General features: G+C 64.7%; 20 protein-coding genes. 7 read left to right on the forward strand and 13 right to left on the reverse strand.

Going from position 1 to position 20,844, the window contains the following annotated elements:
* Positions 1 to 155 precede the first annotated feature (155 nt).
* Entirely contained in the window at positions 156 to 932 is a 777-nt protein-coding gene (locus AWB66_RS06485) for a hypothetical protein (protein ID WP_087629460.1), read from the forward strand.
* A gap of 24 nt (positions 933 to 956) precedes the next feature.
* Here the strand turns inward: AWB66_RS06485 and AWB66_RS06490 are convergent, their stop codons facing one another.
* The 6 genes from AWB66_RS06490 to AWB66_RS06515 form a co-directional block, all read right to left on the reverse strand.
* Positions 957 to 1,787 (reverse strand): CgeB family protein, encoded by an 831-nt coding sequence (locus AWB66_RS06490; RefSeq protein ID WP_087629461.1) that lies wholly within the window; start codon positions 1,785 to 1,787, stop codon positions 957 to 959.
* A gap of 29 nt (positions 1,788 to 1,816) precedes the next feature.
* Positions 1,817 to 2,461: a DsbA family oxidoreductase gene (locus AWB66_RS06495; RefSeq protein WP_087629462.1), complete on the reverse strand. Its 645-nt coding sequence runs from the start codon at positions 2,459 to 2,461 to the stop codon at positions 1,817 to 1,819.
* 41 nt (positions 2,462 to 2,502) lie between these two features.
* Positions 2,503 to 3,036, reverse strand: coding sequence for a cytochrome b (locus AWB66_RS06500; RefSeq protein ID WP_087629463.1), 534 nt, complete (start codon positions 3,034 to 3,036; stop codon positions 2,503 to 2,505).
* Positions 3,036 to 4,094 carry a catalase family peroxidase gene (locus AWB66_RS06505; protein WP_087629464.1) on the reverse strand — a complete coding sequence of 353 codons (1,059 nt, stop codon included), beginning with the start codon at positions 4,092 to 4,094 and terminating at the stop codon, positions 3,036 to 3,038. The genes AWB66_RS06500 and AWB66_RS06505 overlap by 1 nt, the downstream gene beginning before the upstream one ends.
* A gap of 96 nt (positions 4,095 to 4,190) precedes the next feature.
* Complete coding sequence (gene panS, locus AWB66_RS06510; protein WP_087629465.1) at positions 4,191 to 5,183, reverse strand: ketopantoate/pantoate/pantothenate transporter PanS; 993 nt, start codon at positions 5,181 to 5,183, stop codon at positions 4,191 to 4,193.
* A gap of 193 nt (positions 5,184 to 5,376) precedes the next feature.
* The gene (locus AWB66_RS06515; protein ID WP_087629466.1) at positions 5,377 to 6,636 is read right to left on the reverse strand and encodes a multidrug effflux MFS transporter; all 1,260 of its coding nucleotides are present in this window, start codon (positions 6,634 to 6,636) and stop codon (positions 5,377 to 5,379) included.
* A 379-nt stretch (positions 6,637 to 7,015) separates the two neighbouring features.
* On the opposite strand from AWB66_RS06515, the gene AWB66_RS06520 reads away from it, so the two are divergent.
* On the forward strand, positions 7,016 to 9,142 hold the full coding sequence (locus AWB66_RS06520; RefSeq protein ID WP_235021013.1) for a hybrid sensor histidine kinase/response regulator: 2,127 nt from the start codon (positions 7,016 to 7,018) through the stop codon (positions 9,140 to 9,142).
* 32 nt (positions 9,143 to 9,174) lie between these two features.
* Here the strand turns inward: AWB66_RS06520 and AWB66_RS33600 are convergent, their stop codons facing one another.
* Entirely contained in the window at positions 9,175 to 9,312 is a 138-nt protein-coding gene (locus AWB66_RS33600) for a hypothetical protein (protein WP_159462883.1), read from the reverse strand.
* A gap of 39 nt (positions 9,313 to 9,351) precedes the next feature.
* On the opposite strand from AWB66_RS33600, the gene AWB66_RS06525 reads away from it, so the two are divergent.
* From AWB66_RS06525 to AWB66_RS06545, 5 genes are all read left to right on the forward strand, one after another.
* Positions 9,352 to 9,621 carry a hypothetical protein gene (locus AWB66_RS06525; RefSeq protein WP_087629468.1) on the forward strand — a complete coding sequence of 90 codons (270 nt, stop codon included), beginning with the start codon at positions 9,352 to 9,354 and terminating at the stop codon, positions 9,619 to 9,621.
* Positions 9,622 to 9,849: 228 nt separating this feature from the next.
* On the forward strand, positions 9,850 to 10,944 hold the full coding sequence (locus tag AWB66_RS06530) for an ABC transporter substrate-binding protein (protein WP_087629469.1): 1,095 nt from the start codon (positions 9,850 to 9,852) through the stop codon (positions 10,942 to 10,944).
* A complete protein-coding gene (locus tag AWB66_RS06535; protein ID WP_087629470.1) occupies positions 10,941 to 11,867 on the forward strand; it encodes an ABC transporter permease in 927 nt (308 codons plus the stop codon). The genes AWB66_RS06530 and AWB66_RS06535 overlap by 4 nt, the downstream gene beginning before the upstream one ends.
* Positions 11,864 to 12,733 carry an ABC transporter permease gene (locus tag AWB66_RS06540; RefSeq protein ID WP_087629471.1) on the forward strand — a complete coding sequence of 290 codons (870 nt, stop codon included), beginning with the start codon at positions 11,864 to 11,866 and terminating at the stop codon, positions 12,731 to 12,733. The genes AWB66_RS06535 and AWB66_RS06540 overlap by 4 nt, the downstream gene beginning before the upstream one ends.
* A gap of 35 nt (positions 12,734 to 12,768) precedes the next feature.
* Positions 12,769 to 13,842: an ABC transporter ATP-binding protein gene (locus tag AWB66_RS06545; RefSeq protein ID WP_087629472.1), complete on the forward strand. Its 1,074-nt coding sequence runs from the start codon at positions 12,769 to 12,771 to the stop codon at positions 13,840 to 13,842.
* Between the two features lie 480 nt (positions 13,843 to 14,322).
* On the opposite strand, the gene AWB66_RS06550 is transcribed toward AWB66_RS06545, so the two are convergent.
* From AWB66_RS06550 to glcC, 6 genes are all read right to left on the reverse strand, one after another.
* A complete protein-coding gene (locus AWB66_RS06550) occupies positions 14,323 to 14,730 on the reverse strand; it encodes a DUF3331 domain-containing protein (RefSeq protein ID WP_087629473.1) in 408 nt (135 codons plus the stop codon).
* Positions 14,731 to 14,969: 239 nt separating this feature from the next.
* Positions 14,970 to 15,635, reverse strand: a complete 666-nt coding sequence (locus AWB66_RS06555; RefSeq protein ID WP_087629474.1) for a response regulator transcription factor — start codon at positions 15,633 to 15,635, stop codon at positions 14,970 to 14,972.
* Entirely contained in the window at positions 15,625 to 17,820 is a 2,196-nt protein-coding gene (locus AWB66_RS06560; RefSeq protein WP_087629475.1) for a PAS domain-containing sensor histidine kinase, read from the reverse strand. The genes AWB66_RS06555 and AWB66_RS06560 overlap by 11 nt, the downstream gene beginning before the upstream one ends.
* A gap of 204 nt (positions 17,821 to 18,024) precedes the next feature.
* Positions 18,025 to 18,405 (reverse strand): response regulator transcription factor, encoded by a 381-nt coding sequence (locus tag AWB66_RS06565; RefSeq protein ID WP_235021014.1) that lies wholly within the window; start codon positions 18,403 to 18,405, stop codon positions 18,025 to 18,027.
* Positions 18,406 to 18,573: 168 nt separating this feature from the next.
* The gene (locus AWB66_RS06570) at positions 18,574 to 19,629 is read right to left on the reverse strand and encodes an aldo/keto reductase (protein ID WP_087629477.1); all 1,056 of its coding nucleotides are present in this window, start codon (positions 19,627 to 19,629) and stop codon (positions 18,574 to 18,576) included.
* 281 nt (positions 19,630 to 19,910) lie between these two features.
* A complete protein-coding gene (gene glcC, locus AWB66_RS06575) occupies positions 19,911 to 20,678 on the reverse strand; it encodes a transcriptional regulator GlcC (RefSeq protein WP_087629478.1) in 768 nt (255 codons plus the stop codon).
* Positions 20,679 to 20,844 lie beyond the last annotated feature (166 nt).

The raw sequence follows: 20,844 nt of genomic DNA on the forward strand, positions 1-20,844 counted from the left end.
GAGGCGACGGCATGGCCGTGGCGCAATTCGGCTGGTCCCCTGCTTGACAGGTTTACCCGAAAGTTTAGACGACGGATATCACTAATTCCATATTGGTCGTTCGGTCAGAGAAAACCATACTCATCACGTTGCCACCGCTTTGGGGGGATTGACACATGGAGACCTTGACGGTGGACGCCGCCTCGCAGACAGGCGCGCCCTCGAATCTCACCGACCTTTGGCGTCGTCGCACGCATCTGTCGCACGACGAAATGGTGTCGATCTATAACCTCGTGAAGGGCGCATTGCGCAGCTATCATCCGCCCGAGTTGCAATCGCTACGCGAAGACAAGGAAGAACTGATCGCGCAGTTCATCTATTCGAAGGTGTTGCGCCTCGAACCGGGACACGGCGAATCGCATGCGAGCGAGCAAAGCGCGCCATCGACCGGCTACGCAGTATGTACGTATTTCAGGCGCTTTTTGATCGACTGCCTGCGTAGCGCGAGCTATCAGCGAGACGTGTCGATGGAGCTGGACGGCATCGGCCAACAAGTGGACGAGCGCGCCCATGTCGTGGACGATCCGGTCGAATCCGTGCTGCTGCAATACGGACTCGACGAAGCGCGCGTGCGGCGACTTGCGCGCGGCTTCATCGGCGGACTGGACAAATACGAGCAACTGGTTCTGGCGGGCACGCTCGGCTGGTGCTCGGGCGGCAAGGGCGGGCTGTTCGGACTCGCCGCGCAGCACCAGATCCCTTCGTATCACTATCGCGCGATGAAGCTCGGCGTCACGCTCAAGAAATCCGCGCGAAGCGAAGATTTCGCAAGCACCAAGATCGGACGCTGGATCGTGAGCACGCTCGGCATCGAAATCAGCCTAGACAATCAGACCGCCATCCTGCTCATCCTGAACCTGCTTGCAGTCGAATCGAGCCAGAGCATGTCCTGACGCCGCGTCGTTCGGTGCAAGCGCTTATGCCAGGGCCGCGCGCAGATAGTCGGCGGCCCTGCGCGATTGCATCTCCAGCAGCCCATCGCGCGCAAGCCGCTCGCGTTCCGCAGACGATTCAACGAGCTGCGCGGCGCGTTCGGGCAATGCATCGTAGTCGGCAAAGGCGATCGCGTGCGCTAGCGGCGCTTCTTCCGCAGGGTCGGCGCAGCGCTCGCTCAGGACCGCGCAACCGTTCGCCAGCAGATACGAAAGGCGCACCATTTCAAGCACGCCGCCTTCGCGGCCGTGTACGTTGAGCACCAGCTTGCTCCGGGCGAGAAGCAGATCCCGCGCACGTCCGTAGACCCCGAATGCCGCGACGACATTCACGCCGGCGGCGCGCATCCTGTCGATGATGCGCTGACGTCGCGGACAAAGCGCGCCAACGAACAGCACGTCGATATCGCGCGTCGCCGCGAACCGGATGCGTGTCAACTCCGGCACGTAACCGATGGGCAGCACGCGCGCCACATGCACGCCGAGTCCGGCAAACGCGCGCGCGTTCGCTTCGCTGTAATCCCATACGACATGGCCGCGCAGGATGTGAAGCAGTTCAGGCGTGATCCACGACGATCCGGTGTAGACCTGCTCGAGGTTGTAGAGAATCGCGTCGGGCGCGAGCAGCAGCCCGTAATGAGGCAGCAGGTTCGATCCGAGCACGATGTGCCGCCGCGAACCGAGCCGTCCCTCGCGCGTCATCACACTGTCGAGGCCCAACGCCAGCAGCGCGTGATGAAGCGTCTCGGCCACTTCATGAAATGCGGCGGAATGTGGATAGCCGGGCGGAGAGACCACGGTGACGGCGAAGTTCATGGGCTCGGTGCACGGAAGTTGGCGAACGGCTAGTGCGCTTCGGCGAGAATCTGGCGTATCGCCTGCTCGAACGCCTCGACCGGTTGTCCGCCGCTCACGAGATGGCGCTGGTTGAAGATGATTGCAGGAACCGACTGGATTCCCATCGCCTGAATCTGGCTCTCCCGCTCGCGAACTTCGTCGGCATAGGCGCCGCTTTCGAGCACGGCTTGCGCTTGGGCTGCATCGAGCCCCACCGAGCGCGCGGTCTCGACGAGGACTTCGCGATTGCTCGGATCTTTGCCTTCGCCGTGATAGGCGCGCAGCAACGCCAGCTTGAGCGGCACTTGTTTGCCTTCGATGCCCGCCCAGTGCAACAGGCGATGCGCGTCGAACGTGTTGTAGACATGCGTGCGCGGACCGAACTCGAAGCCGACGCTCGCGCCGCGTGCGCGAATCGCGTGCTGCGTTTCGGCGATCTGTTCCGGCGTGCGTCCGTACTTCCTGCCGAGATACTCGGCGATGGCTTCGCCTTCCGGAGGCATCTGCGGATTCAGTTCGAACGGATGCACGACGATCTCGGCATCGACCACATCGGACAGGCGTGACAACGCCAACTGGAGCGACGACAGCCCGATGGCACACCACGGACAGGCGATGTCGGAGATAAAGTCGATATGAAGCGCTTGAGTCATGAAAGTCCTGCAAGAAGGGAAAGTCGGTCAGGCCGGCGCGCTCAACGCCACGGCGCCATCGCCTGGAACACGCCGTCGCGCCTGACCAGCGCATGAAACAGCGCCGCCGCCAGATGCACGACGATCAGCGCGAAGAAACACAGCGCGAGGAAGCGGTGCGCATTCCACAGCAGCGTATGCAGTTCGTTGCTGTGCGGCAGCAGCGAAGGCAATCGCACGCCGAACACCACCACCGGATAATCCGCCGCCGACAGCATGCCGTACCCCAGCAACGGCAGCGCGATCATCAGCGCATAGAACGCGAGATGCGACAGATAGGCCGCCAGCTTCATCGGCGCGGGCATGTCGGCGGGCAGCGGCGGCGCGCCGCGCATGAGCCGCACGACCACGCGAATCAGCGCGAGTACGAGTATCGCGACGCCCAGCGGCTTGTGAATGGACACGAGCTTCAGATAGTCGGGCTTGACCGTGGACACCATGCCCACGCCGATAAAAAGCATCGACAGGATGCAGACCGCCATGATCCAGTGCAACGCACGTTGAAGCGGCGAGAACCGCGTGTGGATCGGGGTCATCACTTGGCTCCTTGCGCCGCGGTGCGTGGATAGTCCTTGTCCTCGGCGGTCCGGCGATTGAACGAAACCGAGTAGGCGGCTGAACGCGCGGCGGGAAACGGGTCGTCGGAGACGCGCATGCCCGGCGGCAGGATGGTCGGATCGAAGTTGAGATCGCGGCACGGGCCGTCGGGCTCGGCTTCGATGGCTTTCACCACCAGCATGCCCGCCTCCACGGAGCGCCGATCGTCGCCCCACGCCTTGCTCGGATCGGCGGTCGGATCGCCCGGATTCGCGATCGTGACGACCATCGACCAGCGCTGCGGCGCGCTGCCGACACGCTGCGTGATGTCCGCACCGAGAAAGTCGGCGCCGCGCTTCTTCAAATCGTCAGCCGACACATTCTCAGGCGTGGCCGCGGGCACGAACGACCAGCGCACGGTCTCGTCCTTGCCGTCGGCGTTGGTGAAGACGAAGCTGTTCAGGCTGTTGTAGCGCTCCTCGGCATAAGAAGCTGTCCACGGCGCGCTGCCCGCCCATTTGCCGAATGCACCGATCTCCGGATGAGCGGCGGCGAAGGTCTTCATCGCGTTCGGATCGTCCTTGTGCGCGAGCGCGCGTTGCAACTCGAAGAACGCCTGCGGCGTGGCAACGGGAAAGACGGGCGCATCGATCATCGCCGAGCGCCACTCGCTGCCGTCCGGCATGACGATGCGCAGGCTCAGGCCGCGCACTCGCGCCATCGCGTCCGACGCCTTCGCGTCCGGCGTGGCGAGGTTGAAACGCCCCGTGACCGGATAAGTGCCGGCCGCGAACATGCGCGCTTTGGACAATTGCGCGGCCGCGCCGTTGGATTCGAACTCGCCGGTAAAGCAGATGCCCTTCGCGTGATTCCGGCGAAAACCCAGCGCCGGGCCGCCGGGCGGCGCCAGGCTGTCGACGATCTTCGCGGGCGTGAGTCGACCCGGCGAAAGCCAGCCTGCCGTGTACGCGAAGGCCGCGACCAGCGCGGCCGCGACCACGGCGATGACGATCAGGGAACGGACATGCGATGCGGGGGAATCGGGTCTGCCGGCCATCGGGCACTCTCAGTCGACGATTTTGCTGAGGGCTAATCTATCAGCACGGCGCGAATCGTGCAGCGACGCGGGGAGCCGCGACACCCCGCGCCGCATTCAGCCCGAGTGTCCCGTCGAGGCCGGGGTCGAAGTGGCTGCGGCTGCCCTCGCCGCTTCTTCGTGCGTCGAGCCTTTCGCGGGCCGGCCCGCCCAATAACCCGCGAGCATCGATCCCGAAAGGTTGTGCCACACGGAAAACAGCGCGCCGGGCAACGCGGCGATCGGCGTGAAATAGAGCTTGCCGAGCGTCGCGGCGAGCCCCGAGTTCTGCATGCCGACTTCGATCGCCAGCGTGCGGCACACGGCTTCGTCGAAACCGAGCAGACGGCCGCCCCAGTAGCCGCCGAGCAAACCAATACCGTTATGCAGCACGACCCCGAACGCAACGACGAGCCCGACCGAAGCGATGCTCTTCTGCGTCCCGCCGACCACCGCGGCGATGATCAGCAGGATCGACACCATCGACACGATCGGCAGCAGCCACTCGATCCGGCGCACGAAGCGGCCGAACAGATGGTTAATGACGAGCCCCAGCACGATCGGCAGCGCGACGATCTGCAGGATGCTCATCAGCATGCCGTGCACGTCGACGGTGATCGAGGCATCGACGTAAAGGCGCGTGAGGAGCGGCGTCGCGAACACGCCGACCAGCGTCGACAAGGCGCTGATCGTGACCGACAGCGCCACATCGCCGCGCGCCAGATAGATCATGACGTTCGACGCCGTGCCGCTCGCGACGCTGCCGACCAGCACCATGCCCGCCGTCAGATCGGGCGGCATGTGCAGCGCCTTCGCGATCACCCACGCGGCGAGCGGCATCACGAGGTAATGCAGCACGATGCCCGCGATGACCGGCGCAGGACGCGTGAAAACGCGCCGGAAATCGGCCACGGACAGCGTCACGCCCATCGAGAGCATGATGATCGTGAGGAGCGTCGTCACGTGCGGCGCGATGCCGGTCACGGACGAAGGCGAGAAGTAGGCGGCCGTGGAAACCAGCACGGCCCAAAGCGGGAAGAGACGAGTGAGTTGGGTGATGCGGGCAAGCATGAAAGCAATCCTCGAGTGTCGTGGCGTATCGTGATCAAGACCGGAGCTTGCCTTCGTGAGGCGGATGCCCGTTGCCGGCGCCCGTCGCACGGGTCACGCGCGACACGGCCGGAAAGCGGGCGGGCGCAGCATTTTACCGGTCGCGCCGACGCATTTCGGGAATTGCTTAATTCGCGCGATCAGGCGGGCGCGCTCAGGCCGCTTCCGCGCCGCGCTCGGCCGCCTGCGCCTGCATCTGTGCCAGATGACGCAACAGCTTCGTCACCATCCACACGACCGTGAAGGCGAGGATCACGAAGAAGCCCGCAAGCGGCGCCAGTATCTGCACCGATACGAAGCCCGCGAGGCCCATCATCAGCGACGAGACGAGCAGCAACGCGCATCCGAGAATCGCGCTCGTCAGCCCCGCGATGTGCGGAAAGAGCGAATTGCCCTTCGCCATCAGCGTGGGATACATCGCACCCGCGCAAAAGCCCATCACGAGCACGGGCGCCGCGAGCGTCCAGACGCGCAGGCCGACCGTCAGCGCAAGCACGAGCATCACGATGGACGCGCCCGCCATCACGCGCGAGCAGATCAGCAGACGCGCTTCCGCGCTCGGCAAACGCTTGCCCTGCATGCGATTGGACAGTCCGCCGAGGAAGTACATCAGCCCGATGCCGAGCGCGAGGTAGCCAAAATAAGTCGGCGGCTTGTGCAGCGTGTTCTGCACCATGAACGGCCCGATGATGTTGAACACCAGCAAGATGCTGTAGCACAGGCCCTGCGCGAGAAAGCAGCTTTGAAACACCGGGCTCGACAGCACCTTGCCGGCGTTGGCGATCAGCGTGCGCGGTTCGAGACGCACGGCGCGCGGCAAGGTTTCGCGATAGCGCCAGACGAGCGCCCACATCACGAGCGAATAGACCAGCAGGAAGACGAGGCATGCCTGCCAGCCGAACCACGTCTGCAAATGCGCGCCGATCACGGGCGCGACGATCGGCGCGAGTCCCCAGGCAATCGACATGTAGGTGAACGCGTGCAGGAGCGCAAGCCCCTTGAACGAATCGGTGATGATCGCCTTCGCAAGCAGGTTCGTCGCCGCGATGCCGAAGCCCTGCAAACCGCGCGCGATCAGAAACGTCTCCAGGTTCGGCGCCGCGAGCGACAGCAGACAGCCGATCGTGAAGATCACCAGCCCGAATGCCAGCACGGGTTTTCTGCCGTAGGCGTCGGCGATGGGCCCGAAGACAAGCTGGCCGAGCGCATAGGCGGCCATGTAGCCCGATACGCTCGACTGGATCGCCTGGGGCGAAGTGTCGAAGAAACGGGCCATCGCGGGAAGCGCGGGCACGTAGATGTCGATGGCGAGTTGCCCGGCGGAGGCGAACAGGCACACCACAAACAGCAGGAAACGCTGCGAATTGGCGGTGCGCGCCGGCATGGGCGGGCGCAGGGGAATATCGTGGTTCATGACAGGTCGAGGGGACGCATTACCGCGACGCAGCGCATCTGCGGCGTCTTCGGCGCGTATTGTGCCTGTCGACGGGCACGCCCGCTTGAGCGCACGCGTTTCCACACTTTCGATCAGCATGCGTTTTCCGTTATCGCCGGAGAAAATCCCGTAAAACGCACGATGGTAAGAAAACACGTATAAATGTATACCCGAAGCGAAAGCGATTATCTCGACATATTGCTTTTCGAACATCGTTTGACGCTATGCAGCTAACTGAATATGCTTCGCCTTTCGCCGAAGCACGTCTCTTATGATTACAAATCCGGAATCGTCCGCTCTAGATATATCGGCGCTCGAAATCCCCGTGCCACCGCGTGATTTCGGCGCGACGCGCCGAATGTTGATGGCCGCACTGGTTGCATCCATTGTCACACCCCTGCTTTTTCTGGTGACTTACGGTTATTTCGGTTATCAGACGCGCGTCGCCGATTCGTCGGAGGTAATCGATCGCCTCGCACGGGTCGCCGAAGAGCAAGCGGTAAAGATTCTGGACGTCGATCAGGAAATGTCGTTGCGCGTCATGTCCATGCTCGGAACGGACGGCGACGCGCAAATTCGCGCGCGCCAACAGCAGCTTCACCACTTTTTGCAGGAAACGGCGCAGCGCCTGCCGCCGGTTGCGTCGATCGCCCTGTTCGGCAAAAAAGGCGATTTGCTCGTCAGCAGCGGCACCTATCCGGTCGGGATTCTGTCGATCGGCGATCACGCCGAGTTTCGCCCCGCGCAAGTTCCCGATGCCGCCGCGATCGAGGTTTCACTGCCGGAGCGCGCGCCGGCCACGAGTGTCGACGTGTTCAATACGAGCACGCCACGCTACGACGCGAATGGCCGCTTTCTCGGCGTCATCTATATTTCGCTGCGCCGGGATGCCTTTCTCTCTTTCTATGAACAACTCACGTCGCACGACCGCGCGCTGACGCTCGGATTGTTCAGGAAGGACGGCGCGATTCTCGCCCGCTCGCCGCCGCCCAAGGCCCGCCGCGCACCGACGAACAATCAGCCGCTCGTCGACGCCATTCGCGTCAGCAACCGCGACGGCCGAATCAGGATCAATTCGACGCTCGATGGCGTCGAAAAGCTCCTGGTCTATCGGAAAGTCGGCGCTTACCCGCTCTACGTGACGGCCGGCATTCCGGTCTCGGCCGTCACTTATCGCTGGATCAAGCAAGACGGGCTCATTGCCGTCGCTACCTTGCTTCCCTGCTGCGGTATCTGGCTTCTCGTGCTCTTCAGCTTGCGCCGCCTCAAAGCGGAGCGAATCGCGTGGGAAAGATGGCGGGCCGAGTTCGGAATGCGATTATCGGCGGAGGCGACCGGCCGGCAAATGAAGCGAATGAGCGCGCTCGGCAATCTCGTGGCGAACGTCGCGCACGACTTCAATAATCTGCTCATGGTCGTCAAGGCCAATATGGAACTCGCGCGGCGCAAAGGCTTCAACGGACTGGAAAAGGAAGTGATGGCCGTCGAACGCGCGTCCGCCGGAGCGGAAGTGCTGGCTCGCAGGCTCTTGAGCGTCGCTCGCAAGCAGCCGTTGCGACAGGAGGAAATCAACCTGCAGCGCTGGTTCGAAGACGACGCCGCGCTGATCCGCACCTCGCTCGGCGACCGTGTCAGCCTGAGCATCTCGTCGTTCGCGGACATCTGGCCCGTCCACGTCGATGCCAGCGAGTTGCAGTCGGCCTTGATCAACCTCGCGGTCAACGCCAAGGATGCGATGCCCGATGGCGGCGAGTTCATCATTCGCGGGGAAAATATCGAGGTGGCGCACGCGTCGGGCGGCCTCAAGGCGGCTGAATACGTGGTCATAGCCTGCACGGATACCGGCGTCGGCATGACGCGTTCCGTCGCGCAGCGCGCTTTCGAGCCGCTCTTCACGACGAAGACCGCGAGCGCCGGGACGGGGCTCGGTCTCGCACAGGTCATCGCGATGTGCGAGCAGGCGGGCGGCACGGCGCGGATCGAAAGCGTCGTCGGCGAAGGCACGACGATTCGCCTCTATCTTCCAAGACGGGCCGCACAGACGGAGACCGGAACGCGCGTCATGCCCCCGTCGCAGGCTCCGGCGAAGGCGTCGGGAAAAGGCTCGATCCTGCTTGTCGAGGACAACGAGGAAGTCGCAGCCGGGCTCGCGGCCGTGCTGGAAGTGTTCGGCTGGCGAGCGCAGCATGAACTGACCGGCGATGCCGCGCTCAGGCTGCTGGACGACGGAAAGACCTTCGACCTCATTCTCTCGGACATCCAGATGCCGGGCGTGAACAATGGCATCGACGTCGCGGAAAAAGTCCGGCGCCGGTGGCCCCGGCAAGCCGTTGCCCTGATGACGGGCTACGCGGATGAACTGGAAAGAGCGAAGCACGCGGGCGTCGCGATCCTGTCCAAGCCGTTCAATATCGACGATCTGCAGGCGCTGCTGCAAAGCGTACACGTCGCGGCGTCGCCCGTGGCCGGGTCGGGCAAGGCCTGACGCTCACGGCGATCCCGGCTAAAACCGGAAGCTCAATCGACGGGCGGCGCCCGATCCACCTCTTCCGGTCCGCGCAGCATGTCCAGAAACGCGCGCACCTTCGCGCTCAACAAGCGGCGCGAACTGTAGAGCGCCCAGACCTCGACGGGCGGCCCCGCATCCCTTCCCAATACGCGCGTCCCGACGCCGACGCACTCGATGCCACGAGCATGTGCGCCATCTGGAGCGAAGTGCTGAAGCGGCCGATCCGCTACGCGGGCAATGATCTCGACGCGCTCGAAGACGGCCTGAAGCACGCCGCGCCCGCCTGGCTCGCCTACGACATGCGACTCATGATGCGCCGCTACCAGCAGGACGGCGCAGTGGCGAAGGCGGCGGACGTCGAACGGCTCGCGGCATTGCTCGGCCGGCCGTTGCGCTCGTATCGCGAGTTCGCGACGTCGATGGCGGCCGAGTGGGCGGATCAGCCGGCGTCGTGACGGCGACGGCAGTTGCAGCAGGCGCATCGTTCGGGGAACGGGCGGCGGCATCGCACGGCGCCCGACAGCAGGCGCGGGCGTCGTTCATCGAATGCCGGCGCCGCGCGCTCGTATGAGCGCCACACATGCCTCCCATGCAGAGATTTCGTTGGTGACGGTATTTTGACGCGCCTACAGTGCATTCACGCGCATCAGTGAACGTTCCTTCGATCACCACGGGAGACCGCCATGCAGCACATCAAGAAAAGCAGAAGGCAGGCCATCAAGGCAATCGGTACGGCGCTCGCGGCCTCTGCCCTCCCGATGCCCTTCGTCAATCTGAGGGCGCAGGAACAGAACTTCTCCGGCAAGACGCTGCGCCTCTTGACGTGGTCCGACGATACGGGCGCCGCCGCGCTGCGCAATATCGCGGGGACCTTCTCCGCCAAGACCGGCGCCAAGGTGATCGCCGACCGCGCCGACGGTACGTCCGGCATGGTCGCCAAGCTGAAGGCGGCGGGTGACCGTCCGACCTACGACGTCATCACGCTGGCGGGCGTGGGCGCCGCGGGCCTCGCGGATGCGGGCCTCCTCGTCAAGCCCGATCTCGACAAGCTGCCGAACCTCAAGGAAGTCGCGCCGCAGTACCGCACGGGCGCCAACGGCTTCGGCGTGGGTTATCTGCTGTGGTCCGACGGGCTCATCTACAACACGTCGACCGTCAAGACGCCGCCGTCGTCCTACGAAGCGCTGTGGGATCCGAAATACGCGGGGCGCCTGTTCCTGCCGCCGCCCGAGTGGGCCGAAGCGGTCGACCTCGCGATCATCGCCGCGAAACTGGCGGGCGGCTCGCAGCAGAACATCGAGCCCGGCTTCAAGAAGCTGATGCAGCTAAAAGACCACGTGATGACGCTGGGCGAAAACCCGAACCAGGTGGCCGACCTGTTCCGGACCAACTCGCTCGATATCGGCGGCATCTATTCGCCCGCGTTCTTCCCGGCCCAGATTCGCAAGCCCGAGTACAAGATGGGCGTGACCTACGGGATGAAGGAAGGCTTCGCCACGCAGTTGATGTTCACGGTGATCCCGAAGTCGCATCCCGGCGACAGCGACCTGATCCATGCCTTCATCAATCATTCGCTCGATGCCGGCGTGCAGGGCCGCATGGCCGCCGACGTGCTGAACGGTCCGGTCAATTCGAAAGCCGTGATTCCGGCCGAAAGCCGCGCGTTCGTGCCGAGCGCACAGCAGATCGCCGAGAAGGCCGTGCTGCACGACGACAAGGCGCTCGCCGCTGTACAACCCGCCTGGATCAAGCGCTACACCGAGATCTTCTCGGCATGACCACGATGCGCACGCGCTTTTCGCGGCGCCCTTCCGGCACGTTCGACGAACTCGCGTCCGCGCCGCCGGGCGCGGCGCTGGCGAAGGCGCGTCCGTGGCTGTTGCTCGCACCGATCCTGCTGTTCCTGCTGATCCTCGCCGCGGCCGCGCTCGTCGTGCTGCGCATGAGCTTCGGCACGCCGGGCGCCGAATGGCGCGGCTTTACGCTGCACAACTACGTCGAACTGGGCGATGGCTATTTCCTGAAGTCGCTCTGGCTGACGCTGCGGCTCGCGTTCCAGAGCATGATCTGCGCCGTGTTGCTGGCGATTCCCGTCGCGCTTGCGATGGCGCGCACCGAATCGCGTGTCGCGCGGCGGCTGTTGCTGGCAGGCGTGCTGTTGCCGCTGCTCGTCAATCTGCTGCTGCAGGGCTATGGGTGGCTCATCATCCTCGGGCCGGCCGGCCTGCTCAATCACGGGCTGCTTGCGAGCGGCCTCGTCGAGCGGCCGGTCATGTGGCTGTATCGCGAGCATGGCGTGCTGCTCGGCCTGATCCAGACGGCCTTCCCGCTCGCGGTGCTGCCGTTGTCGAGCGCGATGCGCGCCGTCTCGCGTTCGTATGAGGAAGCCGCCGCGACGCTCGGCGCGAGCCGCTGGCAAATCCTGCGCGACGTGATGCTTCCGCTCGCGATGCCGGGTCTCGTCTCGGGTGCGTTGCTCGTGTTCGCGTACAACGCGAGCGCCTTTGCCGTCCCGCTGCTGCTCGGCGGACGCCGCGTGCCGATGCTCGCGGTACTCGTCCACGATCAGGTCGCGCCGCTCTTGAACTGGCCTGCCGCATCGGCATCGGGCATCGTGCTGATGGCCGCGACGCTCGCCGTGATGGCGATTTCACAGCGTCTGGTACGCCGCACGCGCCGTATCGAGGAGCCGTCCGCATGAGTACGCCCGCCCCCCTGCTGCGCCCGCGCGCGTGGCGCCTGCCCGCGTCCATGCCCGGCCAGCTCGGCAAGCCCACGGCACTGCTCGCCGCGATCGTCCTGTTGCTCGCCGCGCTGCCGATCCTGACGATGATCACGATGTCATTCAGCGCCGCGGGCACGCTCGAATTCCCGCCGCCGAGCTACAGCCTGCAATGGTATCGGGCGGCCTGGCACACCTTCATCGCGCCCGATGCGAACGGTGCGCTCTCGATGGGCGATGCGCTCGCGAACAGCATGATCGTCGCGGTCTCGACGATGCTCATCGCCACGCTCGTCTCGGTGCCTGCCGCTTACGCGCTTTCCCGTTACCGGTTCCGGGGCAAGTCGGCGGTCGAGCAACTGGTCGCGCTGCCGCTCGTCTATCCGCTCGTGATGCTCGGGCTGTCGCTGCTGCTGGTGTTCAACGTGCTGCCGGTCGAACTCGGCCTCGTTCGTTTGATCATCGCGCACGTGATCCTGGCGTTGCCGTTCACCGTGAAGAACTGCGCGGCGTCGGTGGCCTCGATCGGCCCGGAATTCGAGGAAGCGGCCTGCGTGATGGGTGCAAGCCCGGGGCGCGCGCTCATCGACGTGGTGCTGCCGCTGATGCGTCCAGGCATTCTCGCGGGCATGCTGTTCGCGTTCATCGTGTCGTTCAACGAGTTCACCGTGACGTTCTTCCTGTACGGCATCGACACGATGACCTTGCCGGTCTGGCTCTATAGCCGCACGGTTTCGTCGCTGGACCCGACCGTGTTTTCCTTCGCGGTCTTCATCGTCGTCATCGACTTCGCGCTGATCTGGATGCTCGAAAAGCTCGTCGGCGATGCGGGCGTGGCGCTCTGACTTCGCATCCGCATTCGTATTTCCAGGGGCATTCGATGACTCATCTGACCTTGCAGGCCGTCACCAAGCGTTTCAATGCGGCATACGCCGTCGATCACGTCGACCTGAGCGTCCCCGACGGCAAGCTCGTCTCGTTCCTGGGCCCGTCCGGCTGCGGCAAGACCACGCTGCTGCGCATGATCGCCGGGCTTGAGACGCCGACGTCGGGCAGCGTGACGTTCGCGGGCCGCGACATCACGCACGTGCCGGCCAACCGCCGCGACTTCGGCATGGTGTTCCAGTCGCTCGCGCTCTTTCCGCATATGACCGTGGCCGAGAACATCGCCTATCCGCTGCGGCTGCGCAAGACCGACAAGGCCGCGCGCACGCGCCGCATCGCCGAGTTGCTCGAACTGATCCAGTTGCCGCACATGGCGAACCGGCCGGTGACGCAACTGTCCGGCGGGCAACGTCAGCGCGTTGCGATTGCACGCGCGATCGCGTCGTCGCCGAAACTGCTGCTGCTCGACGAACCGCTGTCCGCGCTCGACGCCAAGCTGCGCGAAGCGATGCAGGTCGAGATCCGCCTGCTGCAACAACGTCTCGGCATCACGACGATCATGGTCACGCACGATCAGCGCGAAGCCATGACGATGGCCGACGAGATCGTCGTGATGGAGAAGGGCCGCATTGCGCAGGTGGGCAAGCCGCTCGACATCTATCGTGAACCCGTCAGCGAGTTCGTTGCGGACTTCATCGGCCTCGGCAATATCCTGCCCGTGACCTACGACGGAAGGGACAGCGTGAGCCTGCCGGGCGGCCAGCAGATCGTCGTCACGCGGCCGGCACGCGCGCCCGATGCGAGCACGGACATCCGGCTGCTGATCCGTCCCGAGGACGTCTGCGTAAAGCCTGTTTCGATGGGCGCCGGCCCGAACCGGCTGAGCGGCACGGTAACGTTCATACGCGATGTGGGGGCATCGGTCGAAGCGACCATCGACTGCGCGGGCTTTACGCTGACTGTCGCGACCACATCGCGCGAGACGCCGGGGCTCGTGCCCGGCATGGCGGTCCTCGCGGAATTGCCCGCCCAGGCGTGCAAGCTCGTGGCGGCGCGTCAGGCACATTGAAGTCTGGTTCGTTAGCGGTACGCCCACGCACGCGACGGCGGATCACACCCAGGTATGAGTGCGTCATGCGATCGGCTGGCGCATCGAGTCGTTCGTAGAATGGTCCGCGCGCCTCGTCTCTTCTAAGCTGACTCCATCGCCCCGTCACTTCGATGAGGCGCAAGGAGCGCACATCATGAACGTCATACGAGCGATACGGTCCCGATCGGGTTTGGCAGCGGTCGCCGCTTGCCTCGCAATGACCGCATGGTGCGGCGCAAGCGCGCCGGGCTATCGGCACGCACTCGACGACGTGGGCCGCGACGCCCAGTTGCCGCTGGAACGCATCGCCGTATCCGGCACCGACCGCGCCAAGCCTGAATCGGCCGCGCACGTCGTAACGGCGGTGAGGCTTCTATCTATCGATCCGACATGCGAAGTACTGCAAAACAAAATCCGCTGCATGATTCATGCAGCGGATTTTTTTATCGCACGAGCAGATCAAAGCGTGGGTGCTTCTTCGAGCACGGAGCGAAGGATCATCGCGTCGCTATTGATCGGCATCGGGCGGCACGCACGCGGCCTGTAGATCGCATCGCCCGGGCGGATCGGGCGCCCGCTCATCGCGCACACGCCCGCCACGTGCGCACGGCTCGTGCGCCAGAGCTGATCGCCATAGCAGCAATGCCTCGGGTCGCGCCACTCGATCGTCGCGGTCGAGCGCGATGGACGGTCGATCAGGCGGACCTGCACGCCCTCCAGCCGTGTCGCGACCTGCGGCCGGCAAGCCGGCTGCCGTCCTTCGCTCGCCGCAGCGCGCCTGCTGCCGGCACCGCTGGCACTCGACAGGAGCGAGAGCAAGCCGATGGTCTGCATCCACGGATCAATGAAATTCGCGTTCGGCTGCATCTTCGCACTCCTTGTACTCGGTCAGAAATCCGGTTGGTCTTCGAGTCATCAGCGCTTCGAAGCGAGCGCCGCATGACTCGAAGTTATCGCGCCGCCACGCGCCCGACCAGCCGTACATAGGGTTGCGCTTTGTATCCGATGGTTGGGTCGTCTCATATCAAGGTTTAAGAGCGCCGTGCGACGGACGCGCGCTCGCAAGGCTCATGCATGCGCATGAGCCTGCAGTCATCGTGGGATATTCAGTTGCGCTGCGTGCGCGCTGGCGTCGTGGCGCCTTCCGGCATCTTCACGCCGAGCGCTTCGGCCTTCAGCACGAAGTCGGCAAGCGAGCGAGCACCCATCTTCTTCATCGCCTGTCCGCGATGAATCTTCACGGTGATCTCGCTCAGGTTCAGCTCGGCGGCGATCTGCTTGTTCATCAGGCCGGAAGCCACGTAAGCCATCACCTCGCGTTCACGCGGCGTGAGCGACTCGTAGCAACGGCGCAAGTCGGCGACGGAGCGGCTGGCCGCGCGCCGTTGTTCGTCGCTCGCGAGCGCATGCTCAACGGCATCGAGCATGTCCTGGTCGCGAAAGGGCTTTGCGAGAAAATCCTTCGCACCCGCCTTCATGGCCTTGACGGTCATCGCGATGTCGCCGTGCGCGGTCATGAAGACGATCGGCAGGCCGAGCTCGCTCGCGGCAATCTGTTCCTGCACCGCAAGCCCGCTCTGCCCCTTGAGGCGAACGTCGAGAATCAGGCAGCTCGGCACATCGGGCATGTCGAACGCGAGGAACTCGTGCGCGGACGCGAAGGTCTCGACGCTCAGTCCCACCGAGCGCAACAGCATGCGGACCGCGTCGCGCATCGACTCGTCGTCGTCCACCACGTAGACGATCGCGTTGCTGATCTTGTCACTGCTCATCACATGTCTCCCCGACCGGCAGCACGAACTGCAGCCGCGCGCCGCCTTCTTCCGGCGATTCGGCCCAGATCCGTCCGCCATGCGCCTCGACGATCGACCGGCAGATCGACAGCCCCATGCCCATGCCTTCGGCCTTCGTCGTAAAGAACGCATCGAAGAGCCGGCTCGCGTTGTCTTCCCGGATGCCCATGCCCGAGTCCTGCACGATCACCTGCGCGTGCCGGGCATCGAAGCGGCGCGTCGCGATAGAGAGCCTGCGCGGACCGTTCACCTCGGACATCGCCTGCGCGCCATTCATCAGCAGATTGATGAGGACCTGCTGCAACTGCACGCGGTCGCAGCACACCACAGGCGTCGGCGTCGCGAGATCGACCTGCACCTCGACGCGATGACGCTCCAGTTCGCGCCGCACCAGTTCGACCGATTCGCCGACGATCTCGTCCAGATCGAGCGTCGCGGGCAGACTGTCATGCTTCTTCGCCATCGCCCGGATGCGCCGGATCACATCGCTCGCGCGCTTGGCGTCGCGGATCATCTGCGCAATGGATTGCTGCGCTTCGGCCAGTTCCGGGCTCGGGCGGTTGAGCCAGCGCAGCGCGGCGTCGCCGCACGTCACGATCGCGGCGATCGGCTGCGTGACCTCGTGCGCAATCGACGCCGCCAGTTCGCCGAGCATTGTGATACGCGTCACGTGCGCGAGTTCGGCGGTCGATCGCGCGAGCGCTTCTTGCGCGCGCTTGGTCTCGGTGACGTCCATCAGCGCGCCGACATACTCGATGCCCTCCGCCGCCGGCACCGCGAGATGCGCGACGTAGTGCACATACTTGACGCTGCCATCGGGCATCGCGAGGCGGTGTTCGACATCGACGTGCATCGCGCCGCCGATCGACTGCCGGTACGCGCCCTGCACGATCGCGAGGTCGTCGGGATGGGTGCGCGCAAGGATCAGTTCCATCGACGGCACGACGTCGCGCGCGTAGTCGAAGATCCGGTAGGCTTCGTCGGACCACCACATGTCGCCGTCGGGCAGGCGCATCGCGATGCTGCCGGTGCGGCTCAGGCGCTGCGCGTCGAGCAGAAACGCCTCGCTGCGTTCGAGTGCCTGCTCCGCCTGCTTGCGTTCCTCGATGTCGGTGTTCACGCCGTACCAGCGGCAAATCGCTCCCGTGCTGTCGCGCAACGGCTCGGCGCCGATATGCATCCAGCGATAGACGCCGTCGCTGCCACGGATGCGCGAGACGTTCTCGAACGACGCGCCCGTGTCGATGGCCGTGCGCCAGTCCTGCTGCATCTTCGTCAGATCGGACGGATGGACGATCGTCGGCCACACGTCGGTATTGCCTTCGCCGAGTGTCACGCCCATGTCGTTCCAGCGCCGGTTGATGAACGTGAGCCGCCCGTCGCTCGATGAACTCCACACCATGCCCGGGATCGCGTCGATCGTGTTGCGAAGCTCTTCGCGCTGACGCTGCAATTCGGCTTCCATCCGCTTGCGCGCGGTGATGTCGTTGCTCGTCGCGAGCACGGCGCGCGGCGTGCCCTTCTCGTCGCGCCACAGCGCCAGGCGGCTCGAAATAACGACCGCGCTGCCGTCGTGCCGCACGCGCTCGAGTTCGCCGTCCCAGCGGCCCGAGCGCAGCAGTTCCTGGCGGATCTGCGCGAACGGCACGGGAAAGGCGGTCTGCGTCAGACGGTGGATCGGCTGCCCCATCGCTTCCTGCGCGCTCCAGCCGTAGAGCGCTTCGGCGCCGCGATTCCAGAACGTGACGCGCTCGTTCATGTCATACGCGACGATCGCGTCGTGGGCCAGGTCGAGCAGTTCGAGTTGCTCGTGCAGCGTGGTCGTCGCGGTGAGATTCCTCAGTGTGAGCACCGAAGTCGTGGCGATCGCGAGCAGGCTCACCACGCAACGCGCGACCGCCGCGTTCGAATAGTTCACGTCGTGCGACAGCACGAAACCCGCGAGTGTGAGCGCGACGCAGCCCCAGGCGGTCGCCACCGTCGAGGGGCGGTTGCCGGTCGATGCCACGAGCAGCACCACGACGACATAAAGGACGGCGATCGCGATGTCGAGCGGCGTCAGCGCATCGATCAGGAAGACGGCGAGTGCGATCACCGAGGCGAGCGTCAGGGCGACGCGCGCGTCGCGGCGCACGGTGCGGGGCGCGCTGCTGAGGGTATCCATCGGGCTCACGTCAGCCGCGCGACATGCGGACGACGACACGAAGCGGAAAGAGCGGCACGGACATGGACGTTCGATAGGGTTCGTTGGCGAATACCGGCGATCTGCGTGCCGTGACGGAGGTCGCGGTACGGCTTCAGCGTCCGGCGGCTTTGAGTCTGAACGTCATCCTGCGCGAGTGCGTCGGGCCAAGGCACGCAACTGATTCTAATCCTCCGAAAATCCGAGCCTCACGCGGTCCATGCATTCCGATACGGCCGCACCGTCGACCGGTTTGCTGAGAAAACACATCGCGCCGCCGTCCAGCGCCTGTCTGCGCGCGGCCTCGGATGCAAACGCCGTGATGAAGATGACCGGCAGCGCCAGCCCCAGTTCGCGCAAGCGCTGCTGCAACTGCAGGCCCGTCATGCCCGGCATCTGCACATCGGTGATCAAGCAGTCCATGTCGTCGATCTGTCCCGATTCGAGAAACGATTCAGCAGACGCATAAAGACTCACCTCCCAGCCGAGCGAACGCAGCAGGCTGGACGTGGCGACGCGAACCGATTCGTCGTCGTCGATGACTGAAACTCGTGAACGGGGCTGCACTCGCTTGTCCTCGACCGTGCGTGAAATGGGGGCGGGCATCGTGGACTGGCTCACCGCTTGGATGAACCCATGTTACGGATAACGGGCGCGGCCGGAAATCATATGTAGGTATAGGAGACGGCGCCCTCGGAGAACGGCGCCGTGCATCAGAACGGCCAGCGCGTCGGGCTACTTCGTCAGATGCGGCCGCAGCAGCGAAAGGTCCGCCGCGCTGAGCCGGTCGCTCGCCGTCTGCACCTGATGCCAGTACGGGTAGAGCAGCGGCGGCGCGCTCACCTTGTCGAGCCGTTCGCGCTGCTCGGCGGAGAGCGTCAGGTCGGCCACGCCGAGGTTGTCGCGCAACTGCGCCTCGTTGCGCCCGCCGATCACGACCGACGCCACCGCCGGACGCCCGAGGGTCCAGGCAAGCGCGACCTGAGCCGCCGACACATTCAGTTCGCCCGCGATCTCCACGAGCACGTCGACGATCGACCACAGGCGATCCTCGTCGCGGATCGGCGGCTCGGTCCAGCCCGCGAGTTGCCGTGTGCCTTCGGGCGTCGTGTCGCGCCGGTGCTTGCCCGACAGCAATCCGCCCGCGAGCGGGCTCCAGACGAGAATGCTCAAGCCCTGATCGAGCGAGATCGGGACGAGTTCGTATTCGGCCTCGCGCGCTTCGAGCGTGTAGTGGATCTGCTGGCTCACGAAGCGCGGCAGGCGGTCGCACTCGCTCACATGGAGCGCCTTCATCAGGTGCCAGCCGGCATAATTCGAGCAGCCGACATAGCGGATCTTGCCCTGCCGCACGAGCAGGTCGAGCGCGTCGAGCGTCTCTTCGAGCGGCGTCAGGCCGTCCCATTCGTGCACCTGATACAGGTCGATGACATCGGTCTTCAGGCGCCGCAGGCTCGCCTCGCAGGCCGCTATCAGATGATGACGCGACAGTCCGCGATCGTTCGGGCCATCGCCCATCGGAAAGCGCGCCTTGGTGGCGATCAGCACGCCGCCCTTACGCTTGCCGCCGAGCGCCTCGCCCACGATCTCCTCCGACGCGCCGCCCGAATAGACATCCGCCGTATCGATCAGGTTGACGCCTGAGTCGGTGCACATGTCGATCTGGCGACGCGCATCGTCGAGGCCGACGTTGCCGACACTTGCAAACTTGCCCTTGCCGCCCATCGTCATCGTGCCCAGCGTGATGGTCGATACCTTGAGGCCCGAGCGGCCCAGTTGACGATATTCCATTGCGAAAGCGCCCCGTAAGAGTGAGTGAAATGCGGGGACTGCGCGGCTGTCCCCGCCAGGCATGCAGCCGACAGATTACGCTCAAGTGCCGATCGACGTGCCGTAGCCAAACCTCTGCATTGCGCGCCGCGATGCGGGCAGCAATCGCGAAAGACCTGCACGCGACCGGATCGAGCCCTCCCAATCGCTCGATGAACAGGGACGGCGGCTGACGCAGGCGGTGGCGTTTTTCAAGCTGACGACGGCGTAACTTCGCTTCTGCGGCGGCGCGCGCCACCGCTTCAGCCCCATCCTTCGAGCCGCAACGTCGACCTGACGAGCCGCTGTTCCTCCTGCTCGATCTCCGTAAAACTCTCACGCACGCTCTTGATGTGCTGGCTTGCGGCCCGGCGCGCCTGCTCGGGCAGCTTGCCCGTCACCGCGTTGAAGAGCCGTGCGTGCTGCCGGTCGATCACCCGCTTCTGCGCCTCGCGGTGATACAGATTGTTCACCGACGCGAACACCGAGCTCAGCATCAGATCGTTCAGTGTCGCGAGCGTGTGCACGAGCACCGGATTGTGCGACGCCTCGCAGATCGCGAGATGGAACGCATGATCGAGCCGCGCGTGGGTCGACGCATCGGTTTCCTGGGGATGCGCGGCCACCATTTCGTCGTAGCGGCGGGTAATCAGAATGTAGTCGGCGGGCGTGCCGCGCAGCGCCGCCAGCCGCGCCGATTCGGCTTCGAGCATCTCGCGCACTTCGAGCAGATCGTAGAGCGTGCGCGGTTGCGATCCGAGCAGATGCATCATCGGCGTCTGGGCCGGCTCGGCCGTCAGCTTGGCGATGAAGGAGCCCTTGCCCTGCGATGTCTCGATCAGTCCGCGCGCGCGTAGGATCTTGAGGCCTTCGCGAAGCGCGGTCCGCGATACGCCCAGCTTTTCCGTCAGGCGCCGCTCGGAAGGCAGCGTCTGCCCCTGCTTCAGCACGCCATCGACGATCAGTTTCTCGATGCGCTCGGCGACCACGTCCGCGAGTTGCCGTTTCCCTGCCTGTCCTGTCTCTTCCATGACGTCCACCGCTGGTATTACCACTGTTCGATCGTAGCACGGAGGCGAACCGTCGTTCGCGCAAAAGCCCTATGCGCCCGAGGTTCCTTCGGTTTTCACCGAATAACCGTACTGAAAAAAACTGGTATTACCACTTAAAAACGATTCGACAGCGCCATTTCGTCCC

This window comes from Caballeronia telluris (assembly GCF_001544495.1).
Lineage (GTDB): Bacteria > Pseudomonadota > Gammaproteobacteria > Burkholderiales > Burkholderiaceae > Caballeronia > Caballeronia telluris.